We start from the raw sequence: 18,222 nt of genomic DNA, 5'->3' as shown, positions 1-18,222 counted from the left end.
AGATATTTCGGGTGATCGGGTGGCTCTCTAGTGCACCGTATGCAGCATGCGGTTCCAGCGCGTCCTCTCGGGCAGGTGCGTCAGCGTCTCCACGACGCCCCGCAGCCGCCCCCAGAAGCTCGCTTCTCCGTAGTCCGCGCTGGTCGCTTCCACCGACCAGTAAATCAAAAACGGCCGCCCCATGATCGCCTGGCGATCCACGAATCCCCAGTACCGGCTGTCTAGGCTGCGATCGCGGTTGTCGCCCATGGCAAAATATTTCCCCGGCGGCACCACGATCTCATCCCCCACGGTGTAGTTGCGCAGGTCATGCGCCCACTGCAGGATCACCGTCCCGGGGATCAGCTGGTTGCCGGCCGGCGGAAAGCTGTAATTGAAGGGGTCGTACATCGCCGCCGGGTCGTGCACCACGTACGGCTCGTTCAGCAGCTTGCCGTTGATGTACACCTGCTGCTCCACGACCTTCAAATGGTCGCCCGGCAGGCCGATCACCCGCTTCACGAAATGCTGGTGGTCCGCGTAGGGATACTTGAAGACGATGATGTCGCCGCGCTGCAGCCCGCGGTACGGCAGAAATTTCTCATACCACGCCCCGTGCCCGCCGAAGATGAACTTGTTCACCAGCAGGTGGTCGCCGACCAGCAGCGTGCGCTCCATCGAAGGCGAGGGAATCTTGAAGGCCTGCACCACGAAGCTGGTGCCGAAGAGCGCCAGCAGCACGGTCACCAGCAGCGATTCCATGTATTCGGAAACGGTGGTCTGGACGCGCTGCGCCGCTGCCTGCTGTTGTACGGGGTTGGCCTCGGCCGCCATGCGCTCCTATCCTTTAGATGCGTAACCACACAGCGGTCAACTCTATGCGCGACCGCGAAGCGGTCAACTCGTTTCCGACGCCGCCAAAAGCTCCAGCGCCTGCCGCGCCGCCAACTGTTCCGCTTCCTTCTTGGTGCTCCCGCTGCCGGAGGCCAGCCGCACGCCGCCCACCCAGACTTCCACTTCAAACTGTTTGTGGTGGTCCGGCCCGCTTTCCCCGGCGATGCGGTATTCCGCCGGAGGCCGTCCCCGGGCCTGCAAAAATTCCTGCAGCGCGGATTTGCGGTCGGATTCCGAAAGCCGCACGCCGTCTTCCGCCAGCGCGCTCCCGAACAGCGTGCGCTGCAAAAACTCCCGCGCCGCCTCCAGACCCCCGTCCAGATAGATAGCCGCCACCACGGCTTCGAAGGCGTCGGCCAGCAGGGCGTGTTTCTCGCGCCCGCCGGTCTTCTCTTCGCCCCGGCCCAGGCGCAGCTCGCCGCCCAGTCCCAGTTGCCGCGCCGCGGCCTCCAGCGAGTGGGCGTTGACGATGCGCGCGCGGCTCCGGGAAAGCGGGCCTTCGCTCCAGTCCGGGAAAGAGTCCAGCAGCGATTCGCTGGCGATCAGCTCCAGCACCGCGTCGCCGAGAAACTCCAGCCGCTCGTTGTGCGCCAGGGCAGCGGCTTCCGGGGCTCCGGCCACGGCCGAGCGGTGGGTCAAGGCTCGCGTCAGCAGTTCGGGACTGCGGAAGCGGTAGCCCAGCCGCTCTTCGAGGCTCTCTGGGGCCCGAGACGCCATAGGCCGTTCCAAGCGCGCCGTTATTTCGGCGCGCTGAGCTCCGTTTCGGCTTTCTTCTTGGCTTCCGCGATGCCGGCCTTGCAGGTCGCCTGCAACTGTCCGGGAATGGCCGCGCACTTGGTGAACGCCGCGGCGGCGTCATCGAAATGCGAAGCGTTCTCATTGGCCAGGCCCAGCAGGAAATAATTGACGGGGTCCGGCTGCGTATCCAGCTTCACCGCCAGCTCCAGTTCCGAAATGGCCTCGCCGAATTTCTGCCGCTTAATGTGGATCAGCCCCAGCCCGCTGTGCGCCATGGCCAGCACGACGTTCTTCGCCGCGGCAAATGCTTCGTCCGTGAGTGCCGGTGGCTTCGGTATCGTCGGCGTGATCTCGATGGCTCGCTTGGCATATCCCTCCGCCAGCGTGAGCTGCTTGCTGGCTTCCGCCGGATCCTTGCTCAGCACCCGCGGCATGATCTGCCCCATCAACGCCAGAATATTTACGTCCGTGGGCGTCAGCTCCACATCTTTCGCGCCGGTCTCCACCATCTTCTGGATCTGCCCCGCGTTGTAATAGGTCATGGTCAGCGTGGAGAACACCAGCGGGCGGTAGCGGCTCTCCGGATACTTTTGCAAAAAATCCTCGCCGAGCTTCGCCTTCGCCGCCAGATCCCCCGGCCCCGCCGCGTCATAGGCCTTGTACGCCGCTTCCTCTTCCGCATTCAGCGGCGCCGGTACCCCACCCTCTTTCTTCGCGTCTTTGTCTTTCTCCAGCGAGGGCTTGTCCTGTCCCTGGGCTGCCGGCGCGCAGAAGCCCGCCGCTCCCAGCAGGAGCACCAGTGCGCCCGCGCCGATCCATGCCATGTATCTCGCTTTCATCGCTTTTCTTCTCCTCGTGCAGTGGTTGGAAATTTCCACCCTCGCCGGGCGGTCCTTCCAACTTGATTTATAAAATTGTTGGGCTCCGCGCCGGCTAGGGCCGTTCCCCGGCCTTCGCTTCGCCGGCCGCGCTCAAACCCTTCTGCGCCGCGTGCCGCGCCGCCTCCGGACCATTCGGCACCTCCAGCGCAGCCCGGTACTCCTGCCGGGCGGCATCCATCCGCCCGTTGTTCTCCTGAATGCGCCCGAGATAGACGTGGGACCAGGCCAGCACCAGGGGATCCTCCGTCGCCGCGTGTTCGCCGCTCACCAGCCGCCCGAAAACCTCCTCGGCGCGCGCCGCATCCCGCTGCAGCATGGCCACCAGCCCCAGCCCGTACCACGCCCGCGTCTGCTCCGGATATTTCGCCAGGACCTTCTGGAACGCGGCTTCGGCGCCTCGCGCATTCTTGTCCGCGATCATGCGCTCGCCTTCGGTCAGGGCGGCAATGGCCTCGGGATCGTTGGGCACCGTGCTGGGTATCTTGGCCGCGCGGCGCCGCGAAAGCCGCGTCACTTCCTGCTGCTCCACCGCGACGGGTGCGGCGGTTTCATCGGCCGCGGCGAATTTCACGCTTTCCAGGCGCTTGGCTTCCGCCGCGGTATCCACCGCGCGCACCATCTCGGGAAAGAAGCGGTCCATGGACGGCTCCGACTTCTCAAAATTGCCCAGCGCGCGGAAGAGCGGGCGCACCAGAATGTAGCCGTTGGCGTCGTTCACGTCCATGGCCGCGTCGCGTTCCCCGGGGGACATCTTGCGCAGCTTCAATTCCACCGCGCGCACCATGCATTCGGCGAAGAAGGAGGTGAAATCGTCCTTCAACTCCGCGGGCAGGCGCGGGGCCCGCGCCGCGACATCCAGCAGCGGGCGCTTGACGGCCACTACGTGCGGATAGCGCAGCGGCAGCGGATCGAGCAGGAAGTGCAGAAACGCATGGCGCACCACATCCACGGGGATTTCATCCGTCGCGCTCAGCACGATGGCGTAGTGGTCGCCGAAATTGCGCACGTTGGTAATGCGTCCGACCAGCGGCTCGACCACCACCGTGAAGCTGCGCGGGTTGGCCGGCTCCGGAATCTCCCGCAGATATCCGGTCGCGATAAACACCACCTGGGAAACCGGCTCGTGCAGCCGCTCGATCTCCTTCTGGTACACCGGCTGCACCTGCCCCCAGAGCTGGCCGATCTTCTGCTCGCGGTAATAGGCGGCCAGCAGTTCGCTGAATCCTTCCAGCGCCAGCACGTCCGGGGGCAGCTCCTCATGGCGCATGGTCGGCTTGAAGTCGGGCGCCGGCCCGGCCACCAGGCCGAACCATACATAGCGGGAAAGCGTCGCGCCGGGGTCGGCCAGCTCATGCTCCTGGTAGAACTTCCGGATGGCGTCGACGGCGGGGCCCTGTTGCTTCTGCAGCATGTCGCGCAGCCGGGCCCGCAGCGGGTGCCAGCCCGCGGCGCCGACCTCCTGCTCGAAACCCGCGGCGTGCAGCGCGCACATAGTGGTGAACATGGTCTCGCTGCCGTCCACGGTCACGCTGGTCGCCGGAACGGGATGCCTCTGCGCGGGCAACGGCACCTGCGCCACCGCCGCGCCCTGCCCCAGCAGCAGGGCCAGGAAGCCCAGAAGGAGATATCCGGCACGAATGAGTTTGGAATGAGTTCCCGATGTCACGCCCGATGTCCCGCCCGAACGGTCAACAGCATGTGTGACCGCGAAGCGGTCAACAGTAGGCGTGACCGCGAAGCGGTCAACCCGCACTGCTTGCTTGAAGACCAGACTGTCACCGTCCCTCGAGTGGTGTGTACACAGCCCCAGCGATTCTTCGCGCCGCGCGGCCGGCCAGGGCATCTTGTCAATTTACAGGCGCGCTTCGATGGAGTCAAGGAACCGTGTGTGTCAGCGGCCCGCAACCCCTGGGGACCCGGGCACGGCCCCCGATGGAGCCGCAATTGTCAAACAACTCCTCCCCGGCTTCTTGCGTCCTACCGGGCATACGCATACTCTCAAGATGCATCCACAGCTCATTCAGGATGGCTGGCCTCTTATGCGCAAGACCTCTCCCCGCACCCTGCTTGTCCTCTTGAGTCTTGCTCTTCTCGCCCTGCTCGCGCCCCCGCGGCTCGCGGCCCAGTTCACCCGCGAAAACGCTCCGCCCGCCCAGGCCGCGCCGCCCGCGCCCGCGGATCTGCCGCCCGGCAAGCTGCGCGTCGCGCAGGAGCTGCAGCTCACGGGCGATCAGCACTGGGTGGACAGCGGAATCGCCGTCCAGGCCGGCGAGCGCGTCCTGCTCACCGCTTCCGGCACGCTGCGCTACGCCGACGCCCCCGACGAGAACGGCCCGGAAGGCCGCCCGCGCGGCTGGAAAGACCTGGTGCGCATTCTGCCCTTCAATGAAGCGGGGCGCGGAGCCCTGCTGGCGCGCATCGGCGACGCGGAGACGGCTCAGCCCTTTGTGGTGGGAGCCCGCCGGGAATTCCCCGCGCGCTTCACCGGGCGGCTGTTTCTGGGGATCAATCAGGCCGGCAACGATGCCGCCGACGGAACCTACCGCGTTCGCGTGGAGATCTACGTTCCGGAGACCGGAGCGGCGCCCGCGGCCGCTGCATTTCGCGACGTGGCCAAGATCCCCGGCCTGGACGCGGAGCTCTTTTCGAAGATTCCCCGCCGCATCAGCGACAAGGACGGCAATCCCGGGGACATGGTCAACTTCCTGATTCTCGGCTCGGAAGCGGGCCTGCAGCGGGCCTTCGAACTGGCCGGTTGGGTGAAGGTGGACCGCACCTCGAAGGACGCGGTGCTGCATGGCCTCCTCGCCAGCCTTTCCAAGGAATCCTACGTGCAAATGCCGATGAGCGAGTTGTATCTCTTCGGCCGCTTCCAGGACTACGGCTACGCCCACGCCGAGCCTTTGCAGGTCGTCGCGCAGCGCCATCACCTGCGCCTTTGGAAGACGCCCTTTCAAGTGCACGGCATGCCCGTGTGGGCCGGGGCCGCCACCCACGACATCGGCTTCGACCGCGACAAACGCAACAACGGCATCACCCACAAGATCGATCCCAACATCGACGCGGAGCGCGACTACGTCGGAAAAACCCTCAGCGAGTCCGGCGCCGTCAGCCTGCGCTCCTTCTTCCTTCCCCCCAATCCCATGCGCGAAGCCAAGACCGCCACCGGCGGCTCTTTCCATTCCAACGGACAGGTGCTCCTCCTGCAGCTCGCCGATTCCGGCCGCGATCCGCACTGACGCAGCGGTGCTGCGGCAAAACACAAAAACGCCTCCGGCCGGGCCGGAGGCGTTTCCATTTTTTCTGCGCTTGATTTTTTCCTGCTGCGCCTAGCCCCGCACGCGGATTTCGCTGAAGCTGAGGACCACGTGCCCGCCCGAAGTGGGCCGCCCGAAGCTCATCATCGGACGGAAGCGCGAGAACAGCAGCACCTGGTCGAGCTGCCGCCGCAGCGTGGGATCCCTGGGGCCGGCGAGAATCTGGTAGTCCACCATCTGGCCCTGCTCATCCACGGTGACATCCACCAGCAGGCCGTGCGGCAGCGCCAGGGCTTCGTTGCTCTGATCCGGAGCCAGCGAAATGGGATACTCGGAGAGCGACAGCACTTCCGCGGGGCGCATCAGATTCAACGGCACGTCGTTCTGCACCGCGCGCACCGTGGTACCCGGCACGATCAGTTGCAGCACCACGATAAACACCAGAATCGCGGAGAAAAATCCGCCGGTGGCGGGCACGGCCAGCGGCTGGAAGGCATTCTCCATCCGCACCTGAATGTGTTCCCACCAGGCGTGCAGCACACTGGGCCCATTCTGCGCGGCACGCGCCTGCGCCGTGGCCACCCGGATCTTCATCCCCAGATCCGCCGGAGCAGCCGCCGTTACCGTGCGCGAAAGCAGCATGGAAAGCTTGCGGTAACGTTCCAGCTCCTCGCGGCAGGCCCCGCAGGTCACCAAGTGCTCCTGCACACGCACCCGCTCGGAGGGACGCACCGCGCCATCCAGATATCCCGCCAGCTTTTTGTGAACCGTCGTGCACTTCATGACAGACCCTCGCCTGTGGCCCCTCGCCGCAGGACAGTCCCGAACGAAGTATTCGTTTCGCAGCCCGCACTCCGAGCCGCGCCGGCCCGCGCACCCGCCGGCGCCCTTCGCCGCCTGGGAGCTTCGCGCTCGCTCAGCAGCGGCTCCAGAATCTCTTTCAGCGCGCGACGCCCGCGCAGGATGCGCGACTTCACCGTGCCCGTGTTGCACTCCAGAATTTCCGCCACTTCCTCGTAGCTCATGCCCTCGAGGTCGCGCAGGATCACCGCGCTGCGGAAGACTTCAGGAACCTGCTGCAGCGCGCCCTGCACCGCTTCCTGAATCTCGCGCGTCTCCAGCTGCTCGAAGGGCGTCGCGGTCAGATCGCGCACTTCGATGGGCGCCTGCCCTTCCTGCGGCTCCGCGTCGATCGACGTCTCGTTGCGCTTGTGCCGCTTGAACCAGCGCTTCTGGTTCAGCGCCTCGCGAATGGCGATGCGGTACAGCCAGGTCTTCAGCGAGCTGCCCTGCCGGAAACCCTGAATCCCGCGGAAGGATTTCAAAAACACTTCTTGCGTGGCGTCGGCGGCGTCCGACACATCTCCCAGCATTCCCAGAATGAGGTTGTAGACCGGACCGTGGTAGTGCGTGACCAGCCAGTCGAAGGCCGCTTCAGAACCCGACTGGAGTTCCGTCACCAGTTCGGCTTCATCCTGAGCCCACGGGAGGGCGCTCGCCCATTCGGACACTTGCCGGCCTTTCCGGTCCGCTCGCCTGCTGCGCGCGCGGGCCTTGCTGCCATTACGGGTCGCCTGGCGTTACGCTGTACCTGCCCAGCGCCCGATGTCCGCTCTACTAGCTTAGACACCGGAGACCGCCAAAGGTTTCCCGGTTAATGCCTATTCTCGCACTCCTTTACCCCGCCTGCAATGGTACGCCGGGGCCCATCCAGGGCTTCGGAGGACGCAGCTTCCCTGCTTTTACCGGAACGCCTGGCCGGACACTGTCATCTGCGCTTTTTGCATCCCGAGCGGTCCTACGGGACCGCGCGCAGCGAGGAGCACTTGCGCTTCGCGCGATTCTTGCGCGAAGAATCGCTCTGCGATTTTGGTATTTAGGAGCTGTGCTGTACTTGTTTAGGGAAGAGAAAAACAGTGCGGAAAAATTGGTGGAGCCGAAGGGATTCGAACCCTCGACCTCCTCGATGCCATCGAGGCGCGCTCCCAACTGCGCCACGGCCCCACCGTTGGACCACAACTTCTAAAAGATTATAGCAGAGAGTCGCGTTTGGTCCATAACGCAGGACGTCGCTGGAAACAACTACCAGCGCCGTCCTGCTCCCATCCGCTTTCTCGATTAATCGCGGTCGTGATCCCCCTCGTGGCCGTGGTCCTTGTACCAGCCTTTATGCTTGCCGTGATCGTGGCCGCCCTTGATTTTGATCCTCGCGCGCACGACTTCGACGCGGAAGCCGGTGTGTCGCGCCAGCGGCCGGCAAATGTCGTCCAGGTCGTCGCCGCGCATTCGCAGATGCTCCACGCCCTGCGGCCAGTACACATCCACATTGGCGTAATGGTTGTCGAGGAACACGACGTAGATGCTGCGCGGCGCTTCCGTCCCGTGATGCTCGTGATAGCGCACGTGACCGTGCTCGCCCTCGTCTTCGTAATAGTCGTCATCATCGTCACGATCGCGCCGCCGCCGCACCTCGATGGGATAGGGCTCGCTCGACGCAGGATAATCCCGCGCATCGGGCTGCGGCGGGGGCGGCGCCTGCCCGGCGCGCTGCATGTTTTCAAGTTCCTTCGGGCCAATGGTCACCGAGTTCACGTGAAACGTCAGCAGCGTCTCCGACGGCAGCACGATTTCGCGCTTCCCGGTCAGATAGGCACCGCCGCTTCCCGCGCCTGCACCCGCCAGCGCACCGATCGCCGCGCCGCGTCCGCCGCCCGCGGCCCCGCCCAGCAAGGCTCCCATACCCGCCGAGCCGCCGATGATTAGCAAGTTGCGCGTGGCATGCGAATCGGCCTTGATCGTCAGCTCGCCGGTCTGCATGGGCAGCCGCCCCGAGGGCGCCTGCACTGTTCTCAGGCTGAGGGTGATTACCGCCGGCTTGCTCAGCCGCCCCGAGCTGACCGCTTGCCGCACCTGGCCCGTCACCATCTCCCCGCGATCCGCCACGATACGGTCATTCATCACCAGGGGCGTGGTCAGAGTGCCCGTGAACGTGTCCCCCGGCTGGCTGCTGCCGCTGCTCAGTCCGTCCACCAGACGGATCGTAATCGTGCTGCGCTCCTGCCCGGCCGCGCTTCCCGCCAGGACCGAAAACAAGCCCAGGAATACGAGCAGCGCGCCCGCGCCATTGACTGTCAGAATCCTTCGCATGCTATCCCTCCTGTTACCATCCAGAACAAACCCGGTTGGTGCTCTTCCAATTTTGATGCATCCTAGTACTGGGACCATACATTTTCGGCAAAAGTACTAGTTACTCTTTGGCGCGACCCATGGCCTACCCCAATTCTGTGCCCAACCGAAGGAGAAGCCGGGCCTTTGCGCTTCCCCGGGCTTGTCTTGTCGTTTGTGCGCTCCTGCTCGGCGCAGCGCAGCTTGCGGCTGCCCCGCAAGAGGCCGGGCCCCGCCTGCTGACTTCCGAAGAGGGCCAGGCCATCATCACGGCCGCCTGGGAACATCAGCAGCAGATCGCCGGAAAACCCGACTGCTCCCATCTGATCCATGAGATCTACCGCCTGGCGGGTTTCCCGTACGCCTACGCCAGCTCCTTCGATCTTTATTCCGGGGGCGGCCATTTCGTGCGCGTACGCAACGCGCAGCCCGGCGACCTGATCGTCTGGCCCGGCCACGTGGGCTTGGTGGTGGACCCCGCCGAGCACTCTTTCTACAGCTCCGTGAATACCGGTCTGGAGACCGAAAACTACAGCTCGCCGTACTGGCGCGGCTACGGAATTGCCCGTTTTTACCGCTATCGCACGGAGGAGCCCGGCAATATCCCGCTGGCCGCGGCCCGGCCTACGCCGCGCAATGCACCGGAGCCGGTGCAGGTGCTGACCGTGCCGGTCATCAATACGGGTAACGACGACCCGGATTCTCCGCCGCAGACCTCTGGACCATCGGCACGCGCGGCCCGGGAATCCGTGCGTGCCGCGGTCTCTCCACGCGCGCGTGAGGTGGAGCAGTTCAGCTTCGAGGTTCCCCCCAGCATTCAACTGGTGACGCAGCACGGGAAACCAACGCGCGAGGAGGTCGCCGAGGCCCTCTCCGAATTGAGCAACGCCTCGCAGAACATTCTGCGCACCGCGGATCCTTTGCAGCCGCGCCTGCCGGTGGTGATCTACGACCAGTTGCGCGTGGAGCGCGTGCAGGTCAAAGGAGAACGTGGCTGGGCCGATGTGCGCATCGAGACACGAGCCTCGCTAGGCGGCGGGTCCAGCGCTTCGCGGTCGCGCATAGCAAAGATGGATCGGAAGAAGCGTCAGGAGAAGCGCCGCTGGGAACTGCGGCGCAGCGCGTCGGGCTGGACGGCCTTCACGCCGCTGGAGTGCGCCTATGTGCCGCGCGATGCCGTGGTGCGCATCCTCGCCGAGCAGCTCGCCCGGCTCGCCGCCAAAGACAGCGGCGGACCGCAAGCGCCCGCCACCCTGCGCCAGGAGGCGCAACTCGCCAGCGTCCTCAACGACCTGCTGCAGGAGAAAGAACCGCGCCACTAGGCTGGAAAAGGTTTAGCCCGCCAATTGCGGGCATAAGCAAGGCAGATGGTGGAGGCTGGGGGAGCCGGAATATCGACGAAAAATTGAAACGCTAAGACCGCTGAAACCTTAAAAAATAAGCCTCCACTGTAACGGGACTGGAACGCGGGATTCGAAATTTACCGTTGACGGAGGCCTTATTGACTATTACTGGACCTACAGACTAAGATTCTCTTCAATCTCATGAAGATCCATCTCGAAAGGCTTCTGCTTCTCGCTCTGTTGCTGTGCTTGTCCTTTGTCTTTTCTGCTGCCTCTTTTGCTCAGAAGGAAGCCGAGGGCGAGGGATCTCCGAAGAACCTAGTCATCGAGCTTCTCGAAACCACTTACCGTTTTCAAAACGACGGCACCGGCGAGATCACCCAGACCGTTCGCATGCGTGTACTGACCCAGGCTGGTCGCGATGCCATCGGGCAGATATACTTTTCGTATTCCAGCCAGCTCGAAGACCTTCACATCGACTACTTCCGAACCCTGAAGAAAGATGGCACCGTGGCGGAGGTGGATCCTGCCAAGGCGATGGATGTCGCTCCCAACGCTACACAGATCGCCCCCACCTTCAGCGATTTGCGAGCCAAGGCAATGGTGGCTTCCCAGCTTGAGGTGGGTGACGCACTCGAATACCGATTCGAGCGGATCATTCGGGTAGCCCTGAAGCCAGGAGATTTTTGGGCCATACACTACGCGGAGCGCTCCCTACCAGTCGAATCGGAGCGGACCATTCTCGACGTACCCCAGGGGCGAGCTCTGGCTTTCAAATCCCGTGCGAGCGAAAGCTGTGCAAGCGAGGAAAAGAACGGCCGCAAGATCTATCGCTGGGAACTCAAGAACACCAAGCCGGACCAGGCCGGAGACTCTTCTGAGGACCCACTATTTGTTGTAAGCACAATCAAAGACTGGAAGGATGTGGGTGAATGGTACACGAGCCTGCAGGCGGGACGCACGGAAGTTACACCGGAAATTCGGGCGCTTGTGGCGCAGCTCACCAAGGGCAAAAATACGCCGCGCGAAAAGCTGGAAGCTATCTATGACTACATTGTGGGGTCGGTTCGTTATGTGGCGCTGGAGTTCGGCACAGGCGGCTACCAGGCTCATCCGGCGGCGGAAGTGCTGCGCAACGGCTACGGCGATTGCAAAGACAAAGCCGGGTTGATTTCCGCGCTGCTCGATTCCGTGGGCCTGAAGGCCTATCCGGTGCTGGTCAACTCAAAGCGCGGGATTGTCGAGCCCCTCGTGCCCGCCCCGGGACAGTTCGATCACGTCATCGTCGCCGTACCGCTGGACGGCGAACTCTTATGGCTGGATCCCACGTTCGAGCTTGCTCCTCTTGGACTTCTTGCAGACGACCTCAACGGCAAGCAAGCCTTGCTCACGCAACCGGGAAACTCGCACTTGGTGCGCATCCCGGAAGAATCAGCCGTTCCTGAGCGGCTGAAGATGTCTATTTCCGGCAAACTGGACGCCGCCGGCAAGATCGCGCTCGATTGTCAAGTCGAGATGCGGGGCCGTATGGAAGTGCTCTATCGAAGACTCTTCCGCTCCGGGAACCAGAAGGCCATCAAGGCCATGGCCAATGTGCTTTCGGCGATGCAGATGGATGGCGCTACGGCGGAAAACCCGGAAAGCTCTGACCCGGCGGATTTGCAGCAGCCGTTCCGCGTGCGTTACAAGCTGACGCGTTCCGGCCTTTTCGAACCGTTCCAGAAGAGTCTGGAAATCGCGGTGCCCCACGTATTGATGTCGGCGGGCGCTTGGAACGACGAGCTTTCGAAACAAGAGAAAGACCGAAATCAGGCTATCACTGAAAAAACCGTTAACAAGAATAACGAAGAAAAGAAAAAGGACCTGAACCTGGGGGAAGTGGGGCAGGTCGAGGAGTCTTTCGACCTCGAGTTCGATCCAGGGTATCAGGCCGAGGTCCCCCTGCCTGTCCAGGTGGACCGCTCCTTCGCATCGTACAGCTCAACGTATAGCCTCGGTCAGAATCACCTGAGGTCCGAGCGCATCCTCAAGATGAAGATGCGGAAACTGAGCGCTGATCGCTGGCAGGAGTTGGCGAACTACCAGAAGCAGGTAGACGGCGACCTGGACCAGAAGATGCTCCTGCGCCGTACAGGTTCGTTCGACCTCCGCTCACAGCTCCAGAACTTGACCGCCGATGAACTGAACCACGCCGGCGCTATCGCCCTCGACGAACGCAAGGACTTCGCGCTCGCGCGGGATCTGCTGCTGAAAGCCACGGAGAAAGACCCAAAACATAAGTGGGCCTGGAACAACTTGGGACGCGCCTATCTGGGACTGGGCATGATCGATGAGGCGGAGCATACTTTCAAAAAACAGATCGAGGTCAACCCAGACGACGAATACGCTCACACCAACTTGGGGAGGGTGTATGCGGCCCGCAGGCAGTACGGCCAGGCAGTTGTTGAATTCAAGAAGCAGCTGGAACTCAATCCGCTGGACCAGTACACCTATCCCAACCTGGCGAACGCCTATGGCGAGCTCGAACAATGGAATGACGCGGCAGAAGCTTGGAAGAGAGCTATCACCATCGAGCGTGAAAGGCCTGAGTACTACGGGAGCCTGGCCCACGCCTTGATCAAGGCTGGTAAACCCGAGGAAGCCCGCGAGGCGCTCCATCGCGCCCTGGAAAAAGATCACAGCGCCATGATGCTGAACAATGTGGCCTTCGAACTGGCCGGCGCCGGATTGGATCTCGACGCCGCAGAACGAGATGCCAAGGTCGCTGTTGCCGAGGTTGCCAGGTCCGTCGAGAACCCCACGCTGGCCTCCGCGACACCCGAAATGACCGCTCAGCTTGGGGTACTGGGTGCCTATCTCGACACGCTCGGATGGATCTACTTCCGCCAGGGCCGCTTGGCTGAAAGTGAGCCCTATCTCGAGGCCGCTTACAAATTGAATCATACGGCGGTAATCGCGGAACACTTGGCATTATTGCGGTCGCGGCTCGATGACTCTGATTCCGCCCTGCGCCTCTATGGTTGCTCCAGAATCGGAAATGGTTCGGCCGAGCCAGATAAGGACCTCCTCGTTTATCTCAAGAAGAAATACGGAAACGAAGACGAGATCGAATCGCGCACCAGGCAGCAGTCGCAGACCTGCTTTGATCTGTACCGTGTCACGGTGCCCGACAGTCGCAACTTCGCATGGCCTCCGGCTGGGGAGGCAAAAACGGGATCAGCCTGGATTGCCGTTCTAGTGAACGAGCAAGGCTCAGTGGAGGAAGCAGAAGCGCTTTCCGGTGACGAGCCCTTCCGCCAGGCGGCGCTTACTCTAGCCAGGCAGCTTCACTTTCCACCAATCACATGGCCCGGCCGCTCCCTGAAGACCGTCCGCACCGTCATGTTCGCGTTTCCAAGCGGGGAAAAAGTGGCGGCCGTCTGGAGCTTCGGCAAATTCAGTGCACAGCTTGCACCAGGGATCCTAGTGTTTGCAGGCGATCCGCGCTCCTCACCCGGATTCCAGGCGGGCGAGACAGAAGGTCTGGATGCGTATGACGCGCACATCAAGGCGGCCACCGCCTTTCGCAGGCAACGGAATCTCGAGCAGGCCATCGCGGAGTTTCGCAGCGCGGTGAAAATGAATCCAGAAGCCGTAACGGCGCATCAAGGGCTCGCGGATGCGCTAATGGACACGGGCGACCAGGAATCCGCCGCGAAGGAATATATGGAAGTCACGCGGTTGGATCCAAACGATGCCGAAGCTCACTTCCGGGTGGGCGCATACTACGAAGCCCACGACACTAAGGGTGTGGTTGGTTTCGTCTATGACTCCAAAACCGAACGGCTTGTAGCGCCCAAAAACTGGAAGCCGTCTCCGGAGTTGAAGAAGGCCTTCGAAGAGTACAAGAAAGCCCACGAGCTTGCGCTCGAAAACGCCATCTACAAAGCCGCCTACGAGCGGCTCGCCCAGAGACTAAACCAGCGCTGACGTTCTGGTCCTGGAAGGTTAGGAAAGGCTGACCACTTTCCTCATCATGGCCGACGGAAAAAGCCTCGAACACTCGGGCGTTCTCCCGGATGAGATTGTGCTGCCGACGGCAGCGGACCTGGCCAATGGGACGGACCCGGTTCTCGCCCGCGCTGCGGAAACGCTGGGAGTCAGCCTTAGCCCGCAAGAGGCCGGAAAATTCTTCCCATACGAATGGCCCAAAGAATAACTGCCTGAGCATTCTTGTGAGGTCTGCCCTCAAACTCAGGCGTCGCCAGCGCGACAGGGGAGAATCTAAGAATGGTGGAGGCGGGGGGAGTCGAACCCCCGTCCGAAAAGCGCTACGGCCAGAAGCCTACATGCTTAGCTCAATTCCGTTTGGGTTCGCCCTCCGCGCTTAGAATGAGCAAGAAACGCGGCCGGCTAGTCCGATGGTTCTCGCCGCTGCATTACGGACCGAAACGCAGAAGCCAGCCTACTGTGTGACGCCTCATCTCAAGCCCGTAGGCGAAGCTTGAGGAGACGTTGCGCTTAATTAATTAAGCAGCAAGTGCCAGTTCAGAGTTGGCAGTTCTAGTTTCCACCCGATTACGGGCAGGTGGCGCCCGGCATGCCTTCGGGTCGCGACAGCTTCCGTCGAAACCGTGTCGCCCCCGTGGTCCTCTCCATTCTACCACTTACCTGCTATTGGATGCGCTCTGCGGGCCGCGCGGTTTACTCCCCGGGGACAGCAAACCGGGCAAGGCGCGCGTCCGGGCATGGGGCCAGGCCCTGCGCGGAAGGGGTTCGCAATAGGCCATAAGGCACGGGGCTGCCGTTATGGAGTTGACAAGGGAGTAGACCACTTCCAATATTCAAGGATAGAGGATTTGCGGGGAAAGACGCCCCCCAAACTGGCTATGGCACAAGAACAAAGCCCGGTGGAACAGGCGGTCTCCCGCGCACTGCGCGAGAATCTCGAGCGCATCCAGAATACCGCGGATGAGCTGCAGCAGGCCGTCAACGACGTAACCGCGGCGTGCGCCAGCACCAGGCCCGCCAATACCCTGCCCCCCATGCTGCGCGCGCAGACCGCGGCGGCATCTCTGGCCGCGGCCCTGGACGTTCTTTCCCGCTTTGTGGCCTCCTCGCTGCAGATCGGCCCGCGCAGCCCCGCCGAAGCGGAATTGACCCGCTTGGCCGCAGCCGCCGCGGAGCAAACCGAGCCCGCAGCGCCGGTGTACGAAGAATATCTCGAGCCGGTGGCCGAGGAAGCGCCAACCGAGCTTGCCGCGTCCGCCGAGGAGGAAGCCGTATCCGCGGCCGAGCAACCTTTTGACCTCAACCGCCTCTCCGCCGAAGAGCAGGAACTGCACCGGCGGGCGAATCGGGTTGCCAAAGTTTCGATGCAGGACATTAAAATGTTGAAGCCGGACCAGGTCAAACTGGGCCGCGAAAACAAGGATATTTGCATCCGATTGCGTGATGACATTGATAAAGCGCACAGAGAATACGACCGCCGGTTCAAACCGATCATGGCCCACCCTGTGGATTACTTCTATCACTGGATGGTGCAGATTCTTGCCGACGGAGACGCCAAGGCCCTCGGGGACTATCCGTACCGCTCCCATGCCGGGCATGCCTGAAGGCCGGCCCGTACTTCCCACTCGCCGGACGCTTCCCACAAGGACGCTGTGGGCCCGCGCGCGCGCGGCCACCGCTTCGCTGCTCATCCTGAGTCTGAGCCTCGGCGGAGCGGCCGGAACTTTCGCGCACGCCGCCCCCCAGAAGAAAAAGAAGCCGCGGCCCAAAGCTGCCGCCTGCCGCGCCGGCTGCACGCCGCAGACTCTCGCGCCGGAGATCACCGCGGCGACCCCGGAGGACGAAGCGGCGCAGCGCGAACTGGCGGATCTGGCCCGGGCGCTGCACAACGACCTTCCCGGAGCGTACGCCAAGCTGGCTGCGTTCTCCGCCAAACATTCCACCTCGGTCTGGGGCGCGCGCGCGGCCCTGGCTCTGGGCTACGCCGATGAATCCAAGAACCGCCACAAGGAAGCGCTGCAGTGGCTGGGCAAGGCGCGCCGGGACCAGCTCCTCGGCGACTACGCCCTGTTCTGGAGCGCGCAGGCCAACCGCGCCCTGAAGCATCCCGCGGAAGCGCTGGAGAATCTGCGCGCGCTCGAGCGCGACTATCCGCACACGGCCATGCGCGAGCAGGTCATCGAGGCGCTGGCGGCCACGGCTCTGGACCTGGGCAAGCCCCAGGAAACCCTGGAGGCGCTGGAGAGCTATCCCCCGGCCTCGGGAAAGCCGGAACTCCTGCTGCTCCTGGCCCGCGCCCGGCAGGCCGCGCGGCAGACTGCGCGCGCCGCCGCGGACTACCAGACCATCTACTACCGCTACCCGCTGAGCGATGAGGCCAAGACCGCCGGGAGCGCCCTGCCCGCATTGCAGCGCAGCCTGCGCCAGGAATATCCGCGCCCGTCGCTCGAGCTGCAACTGAAGCGCGCGCAGTCCTTCTACGACGCCAAGAAATGGCGCGAAGCCCGCGCGGAATTCGAAAAAGTTCTGGCGCAGGCGCCGCGCGAGGCCGCCGATCCGCTGCGCCAGCATGCGCAACTGCGCATCGCCGAGGCCCGCGTGCAGTCCAATGCGTCGCCCGCGCTGCTTGCCAACCTGACCTTGAGCGATGCGGAAACCGACGCCGAGCGCCTCTACGCTCTTTCGCAGATCTGGCGCACCCGGAAAAACGACGCGGAAATGTTCCGCGCCATCCGCCAGCTCCTCGAAAAATACCCGCAAAGCCGCTGGGCCGAGGATGCGCTCATGGCCGAGGCCAACTATTACTGGGTGCAGCTGGACCGTGTGCGTGCCGCGGAGGACTACCGGCGCGTCGCGGAAGCCTATCCCGGCGGCAAGAACGCGCAGATCGCGGAATGGCGCATCGCCTGGGTGGCCTATCTCAACCGCCAGTCCGATGCCGTCGATCGTTTCCAGGCCTTCCTGCTCAAGTATCCTTCCTCGCCGTACACCGTGAACGCACTCTACTGGCTGGGACGCAGCGCCGAGCGCAACGGCAATCCCGCGCACGCCCGCAGTTTCTTCGACAAAGCGGTGAGCCGTTTCCCGCAGAGTTATTTCGGGATGGCCGCGGCGCAGCGCCTGGCGGTCATCGGGCCCGGCGCGGAAAACCCCGCGGAGTTCCTCGACAAAATTCCGCCCGCACCGCCGTTGCGCCCCCTGGACGAGCCCCTTCCCGCGGCCGCTGCAGAGCGCTGGGCCCGCGCGCAGGCCCTGCGGGCCATTGCCTTCGACGCTTCCGCGGAGCAGGAACTGAAATTCGCCTACTTTGCCACCGCCGCGCCGCGCCTCCTGCTGGAGGCGGCGCAGGCGGCTTTCGACCAGGGGCATTTCGCCGCGGGCATGGCTTACGGGCGGCTGGTGATGCCGAACCTCGAGGCCCGCAAGAAAGAGGACGCGCCGCTGGCCGCGTGGAAGGCCCTCTATCCCCTGCCCTACGAGGCAGCGCTGCGCCGCGAGGCCGCCAGGAACGGCCTGGACCCGGCGCTGGTCGCCGGACTGATCCGCCAGGAGTCCACCTTCCAGGCGGACGCGGTGTCCCATGCCGACGCCATCGGACTCATGCAGATGCTGCCGAAAACCGGGCGGCTGGTGGCCCGGAAACTGCACCTGCGCTACTCCAAGAAAAAATTGTTCGATCCGGAGTTCAACCTCACGGTGGGCACCGTCTATCTCGCGGGCCTGTTGCGCGCCACGGGCGGGCCGGAGCAGGCCCTGGCGGCGTTCAACGCCGGGGAAGATCGCATCGCCTCCTGGAGCGCGGAACGCAAGTACGACGAGATCGCCGAGCTCGTGGAATCCATCCCCTTCACCGAAACCCGCGAGTACGTGCAAATCGTCTTGCGCAACGCCGAACTCTACCGGATGATTTATGGTGCGGCCGGCATGCAGACTGCCACGTGGCATCTGCCGGTACGCCAATAGCGAGCCCACAAC

General features: G+C 63.6%; 12 protein-coding genes, 1 tRNA gene and 1 other RNA gene. 5 read left to right on the top strand and 9 right to left on the bottom strand.

Translation table 11 applies throughout. The features are described 5' to 3' along the window. Window positions 1-27: 27 nt before the first annotated feature. The 4 genes from lepB to LAN61_06345 form a co-directional block, all read right to left on the bottom strand. Complete coding sequence (gene lepB, locus LAN61_06360; protein MBZ5540128.1) at window positions 28-813, bottom strand: signal peptidase I; 786 nt, start codon at window positions 811-813, stop codon at window positions 28-30. A gap of 63 nt (window positions 814-876) precedes the next feature. Next, window positions 877-1,590: a ribonuclease III gene (gene rnc / locus LAN61_06355; protein MBZ5540127.1), complete on the bottom strand. Its 714-nt coding sequence runs from the start codon at window positions 1,588-1,590 to the stop codon at window positions 877-879. Window positions 1,591-1,610: 20 nt separating this feature from the next. Next, window positions 1,611-2,450: a hypothetical protein gene (locus LAN61_06350; GenBank protein MBZ5540126.1), complete on the bottom strand. Its 840-nt coding sequence runs from the start codon at window positions 2,448-2,450 to the stop codon at window positions 1,611-1,613. 94 nt (window positions 2,451-2,544) lie between these two features. Next, complete coding sequence (locus LAN61_06345; GenBank protein MBZ5540125.1) at window positions 2,545-4,158, bottom strand: tetratricopeptide repeat protein; 1,614 nt, start codon at window positions 4,156-4,158, stop codon at window positions 2,545-2,547. A gap of 373 nt (window positions 4,159-4,531) precedes the next feature. Between LAN61_06345 and LAN61_06340 the strand changes: the two genes are divergently transcribed. Continuing rightward, window positions 4,532-5,731 carry an LssY C-terminal domain-containing protein gene (locus LAN61_06340; GenBank protein MBZ5540124.1) on the top strand — a complete coding sequence of 400 codons (1,200 nt, stop codon included), beginning with the start codon at window positions 4,532-4,534 and terminating at the stop codon, window positions 5,729-5,731. A 90-nt stretch (window positions 5,732-5,821) separates the two neighbouring features. Here LAN61_06340 and LAN61_06335 read toward each other — a convergent pair whose 3' ends face one another. The 4 genes from LAN61_06335 to LAN61_06320 all read right to left on the bottom strand — a co-directional run bounded on the left by LAN61_06335 (window position 5,822) and on the right by LAN61_06320 (window position 8,896). After that, a complete protein-coding gene (locus LAN61_06335) occupies window positions 5,822-6,532 on the bottom strand; it encodes a zf-HC2 domain-containing protein (GenBank protein MBZ5540123.1) in 711 nt (236 codons plus the stop codon). Beyond that, a complete protein-coding gene (locus LAN61_06330) occupies window positions 6,529-7,260 on the bottom strand; it encodes a sigma-70 family RNA polymerase sigma factor (protein ID MBZ5540122.1) in 732 nt (243 codons plus the stop codon). Before LAN61_06330 ends, LAN61_06335 begins: the two co-directional genes overlap by 4 nt. Window positions 7,261-7,677: 417 nt before the next feature. Next, a tRNA-Ala gene (locus tag LAN61_06325) sits at window positions 7,678-7,753 on the bottom strand. Window positions 7,754-7,867: 114 nt separating this feature from the next. Continuing rightward, window positions 7,868-8,896: a hypothetical protein gene (locus tag LAN61_06320; protein ID MBZ5540121.1), complete on the bottom strand. Its 1,029-nt coding sequence runs from the start codon at window positions 8,894-8,896 to the stop codon at window positions 7,868-7,870. A gap of 119 nt (window positions 8,897-9,015) precedes the next feature. Between LAN61_06320 and LAN61_06315 the strand changes: the two genes are divergently transcribed. Next, on the top strand, window positions 9,016-10,236 hold the full coding sequence (locus LAN61_06315; protein ID MBZ5540120.1) for a hypothetical protein: 1,221 nt from the start codon (window positions 9,016-9,018) through the stop codon (window positions 10,234-10,236). A gap of 222 nt (window positions 10,237-10,458) precedes the next feature. Next, complete coding sequence (locus tag LAN61_06310) at window positions 10,459-14,226, top strand: DUF3857 domain-containing protein (GenBank protein MBZ5540119.1); 3,768 nt, start codon at window positions 10,459-10,461, stop codon at window positions 14,224-14,226. Window positions 14,227-14,527: 301 nt separating this feature from the next. Here LAN61_06310 and ssrA read toward each other — a convergent pair. After that, window positions 14,528-14,881: a transfer-messenger RNA gene (gene ssrA / locus LAN61_06305) on the bottom strand. 244 nt (window positions 14,882-15,125) lie between these two features. Here ssrA and LAN61_06300 point away from each other — a divergent pair. Beyond that, window positions 15,126-15,851 carry a hypothetical protein gene (locus tag LAN61_06300; GenBank protein MBZ5540118.1) on the top strand — a complete coding sequence of 242 codons (726 nt, stop codon included), beginning with the start codon at window positions 15,126-15,128 and terminating at the stop codon, window positions 15,849-15,851. After that, on the top strand, window positions 15,844-18,210 hold the full coding sequence (locus LAN61_06295) for a transglycosylase SLT domain-containing protein (protein MBZ5540117.1): 2,367 nt from the start codon (window positions 15,844-15,846) through the stop codon (window positions 18,208-18,210). The genes LAN61_06300 and LAN61_06295 overlap by 8 nt, the downstream gene beginning before the upstream one ends. Window positions 18,211-18,222 lie beyond the last annotated feature (12 nt).

The organism is Terriglobia bacterium (genome assembly GCA_020072785.1).
Classification (GTDB): Bacteria; Acidobacteriota; Terriglobia; order Acidiferrales; family UBA7541; genus Acidiferrum.
Note: the sequence above shows the minus strand (reverse complement) of the source record. Positions and strands in the feature narration are given on the sequence as shown.

Bases quoted from the DNA above. Each gene is read 5' to 3' on its own strand.
- rnc (MBZ5540127.1), bottom strand. From the start codon at position 1,590: ATGGCGTCTCGGGCCCCAGAGAGCCTCGAAGAGCGGCTGGGCTACCGC.
- LAN61_06350 (MBZ5540126.1), bottom strand. From the start codon at position 2,450: ATGAAAGCGAGATACATGGCATGGATCGGCGCGGGCGCACTGGTGCTC.
- lepB (MBZ5540128.1), bottom strand. From the start codon at position 813: ATGGCGGCCGAGGCCAACCCCGTACAACAGCAGGCAGCGGCGCAGCGC.
- LAN61_06295 (MBZ5540117.1), top strand. From the start codon at position 15,844: ATGCCTGAAGGCCGGCCCGTACTTCCCACTCGCCGGACGCTTCCCACA.
- LAN61_06320 (MBZ5540121.1), bottom strand. From the start codon at position 8,896: ATGCGAAGGATTCTGACAGTCAATGGCGCGGGCGCGCTGCTCGTATTC.
- LAN61_06315 (MBZ5540120.1), top strand. From the start codon at position 9,016: ATGGCCTACCCCAATTCTGTGCCCAACCGAAGGAGAAGCCGGGCCTTT.
- LAN61_06300 (MBZ5540118.1), top strand. From the start codon at position 15,126: ATGGCACAAGAACAAAGCCCGGTGGAACAGGCGGTCTCCCGCGCACTG.
- LAN61_06335 (MBZ5540123.1), bottom strand. From the start codon at position 6,532: ATGAAGTGCACGACGGTTCACAAAAAGCTGGCGGGATATCTGGATGGC.
- LAN61_06340 (MBZ5540124.1), top strand. From the start codon at position 4,532: ATGCGCAAGACCTCTCCCCGCACCCTGCTTGTCCTCTTGAGTCTTGCT.
- LAN61_06310 (MBZ5540119.1), top strand. From the start codon at position 10,459: ATGAAGATCCATCTCGAAAGGCTTCTGCTTCTCGCTCTGTTGCTGTGC.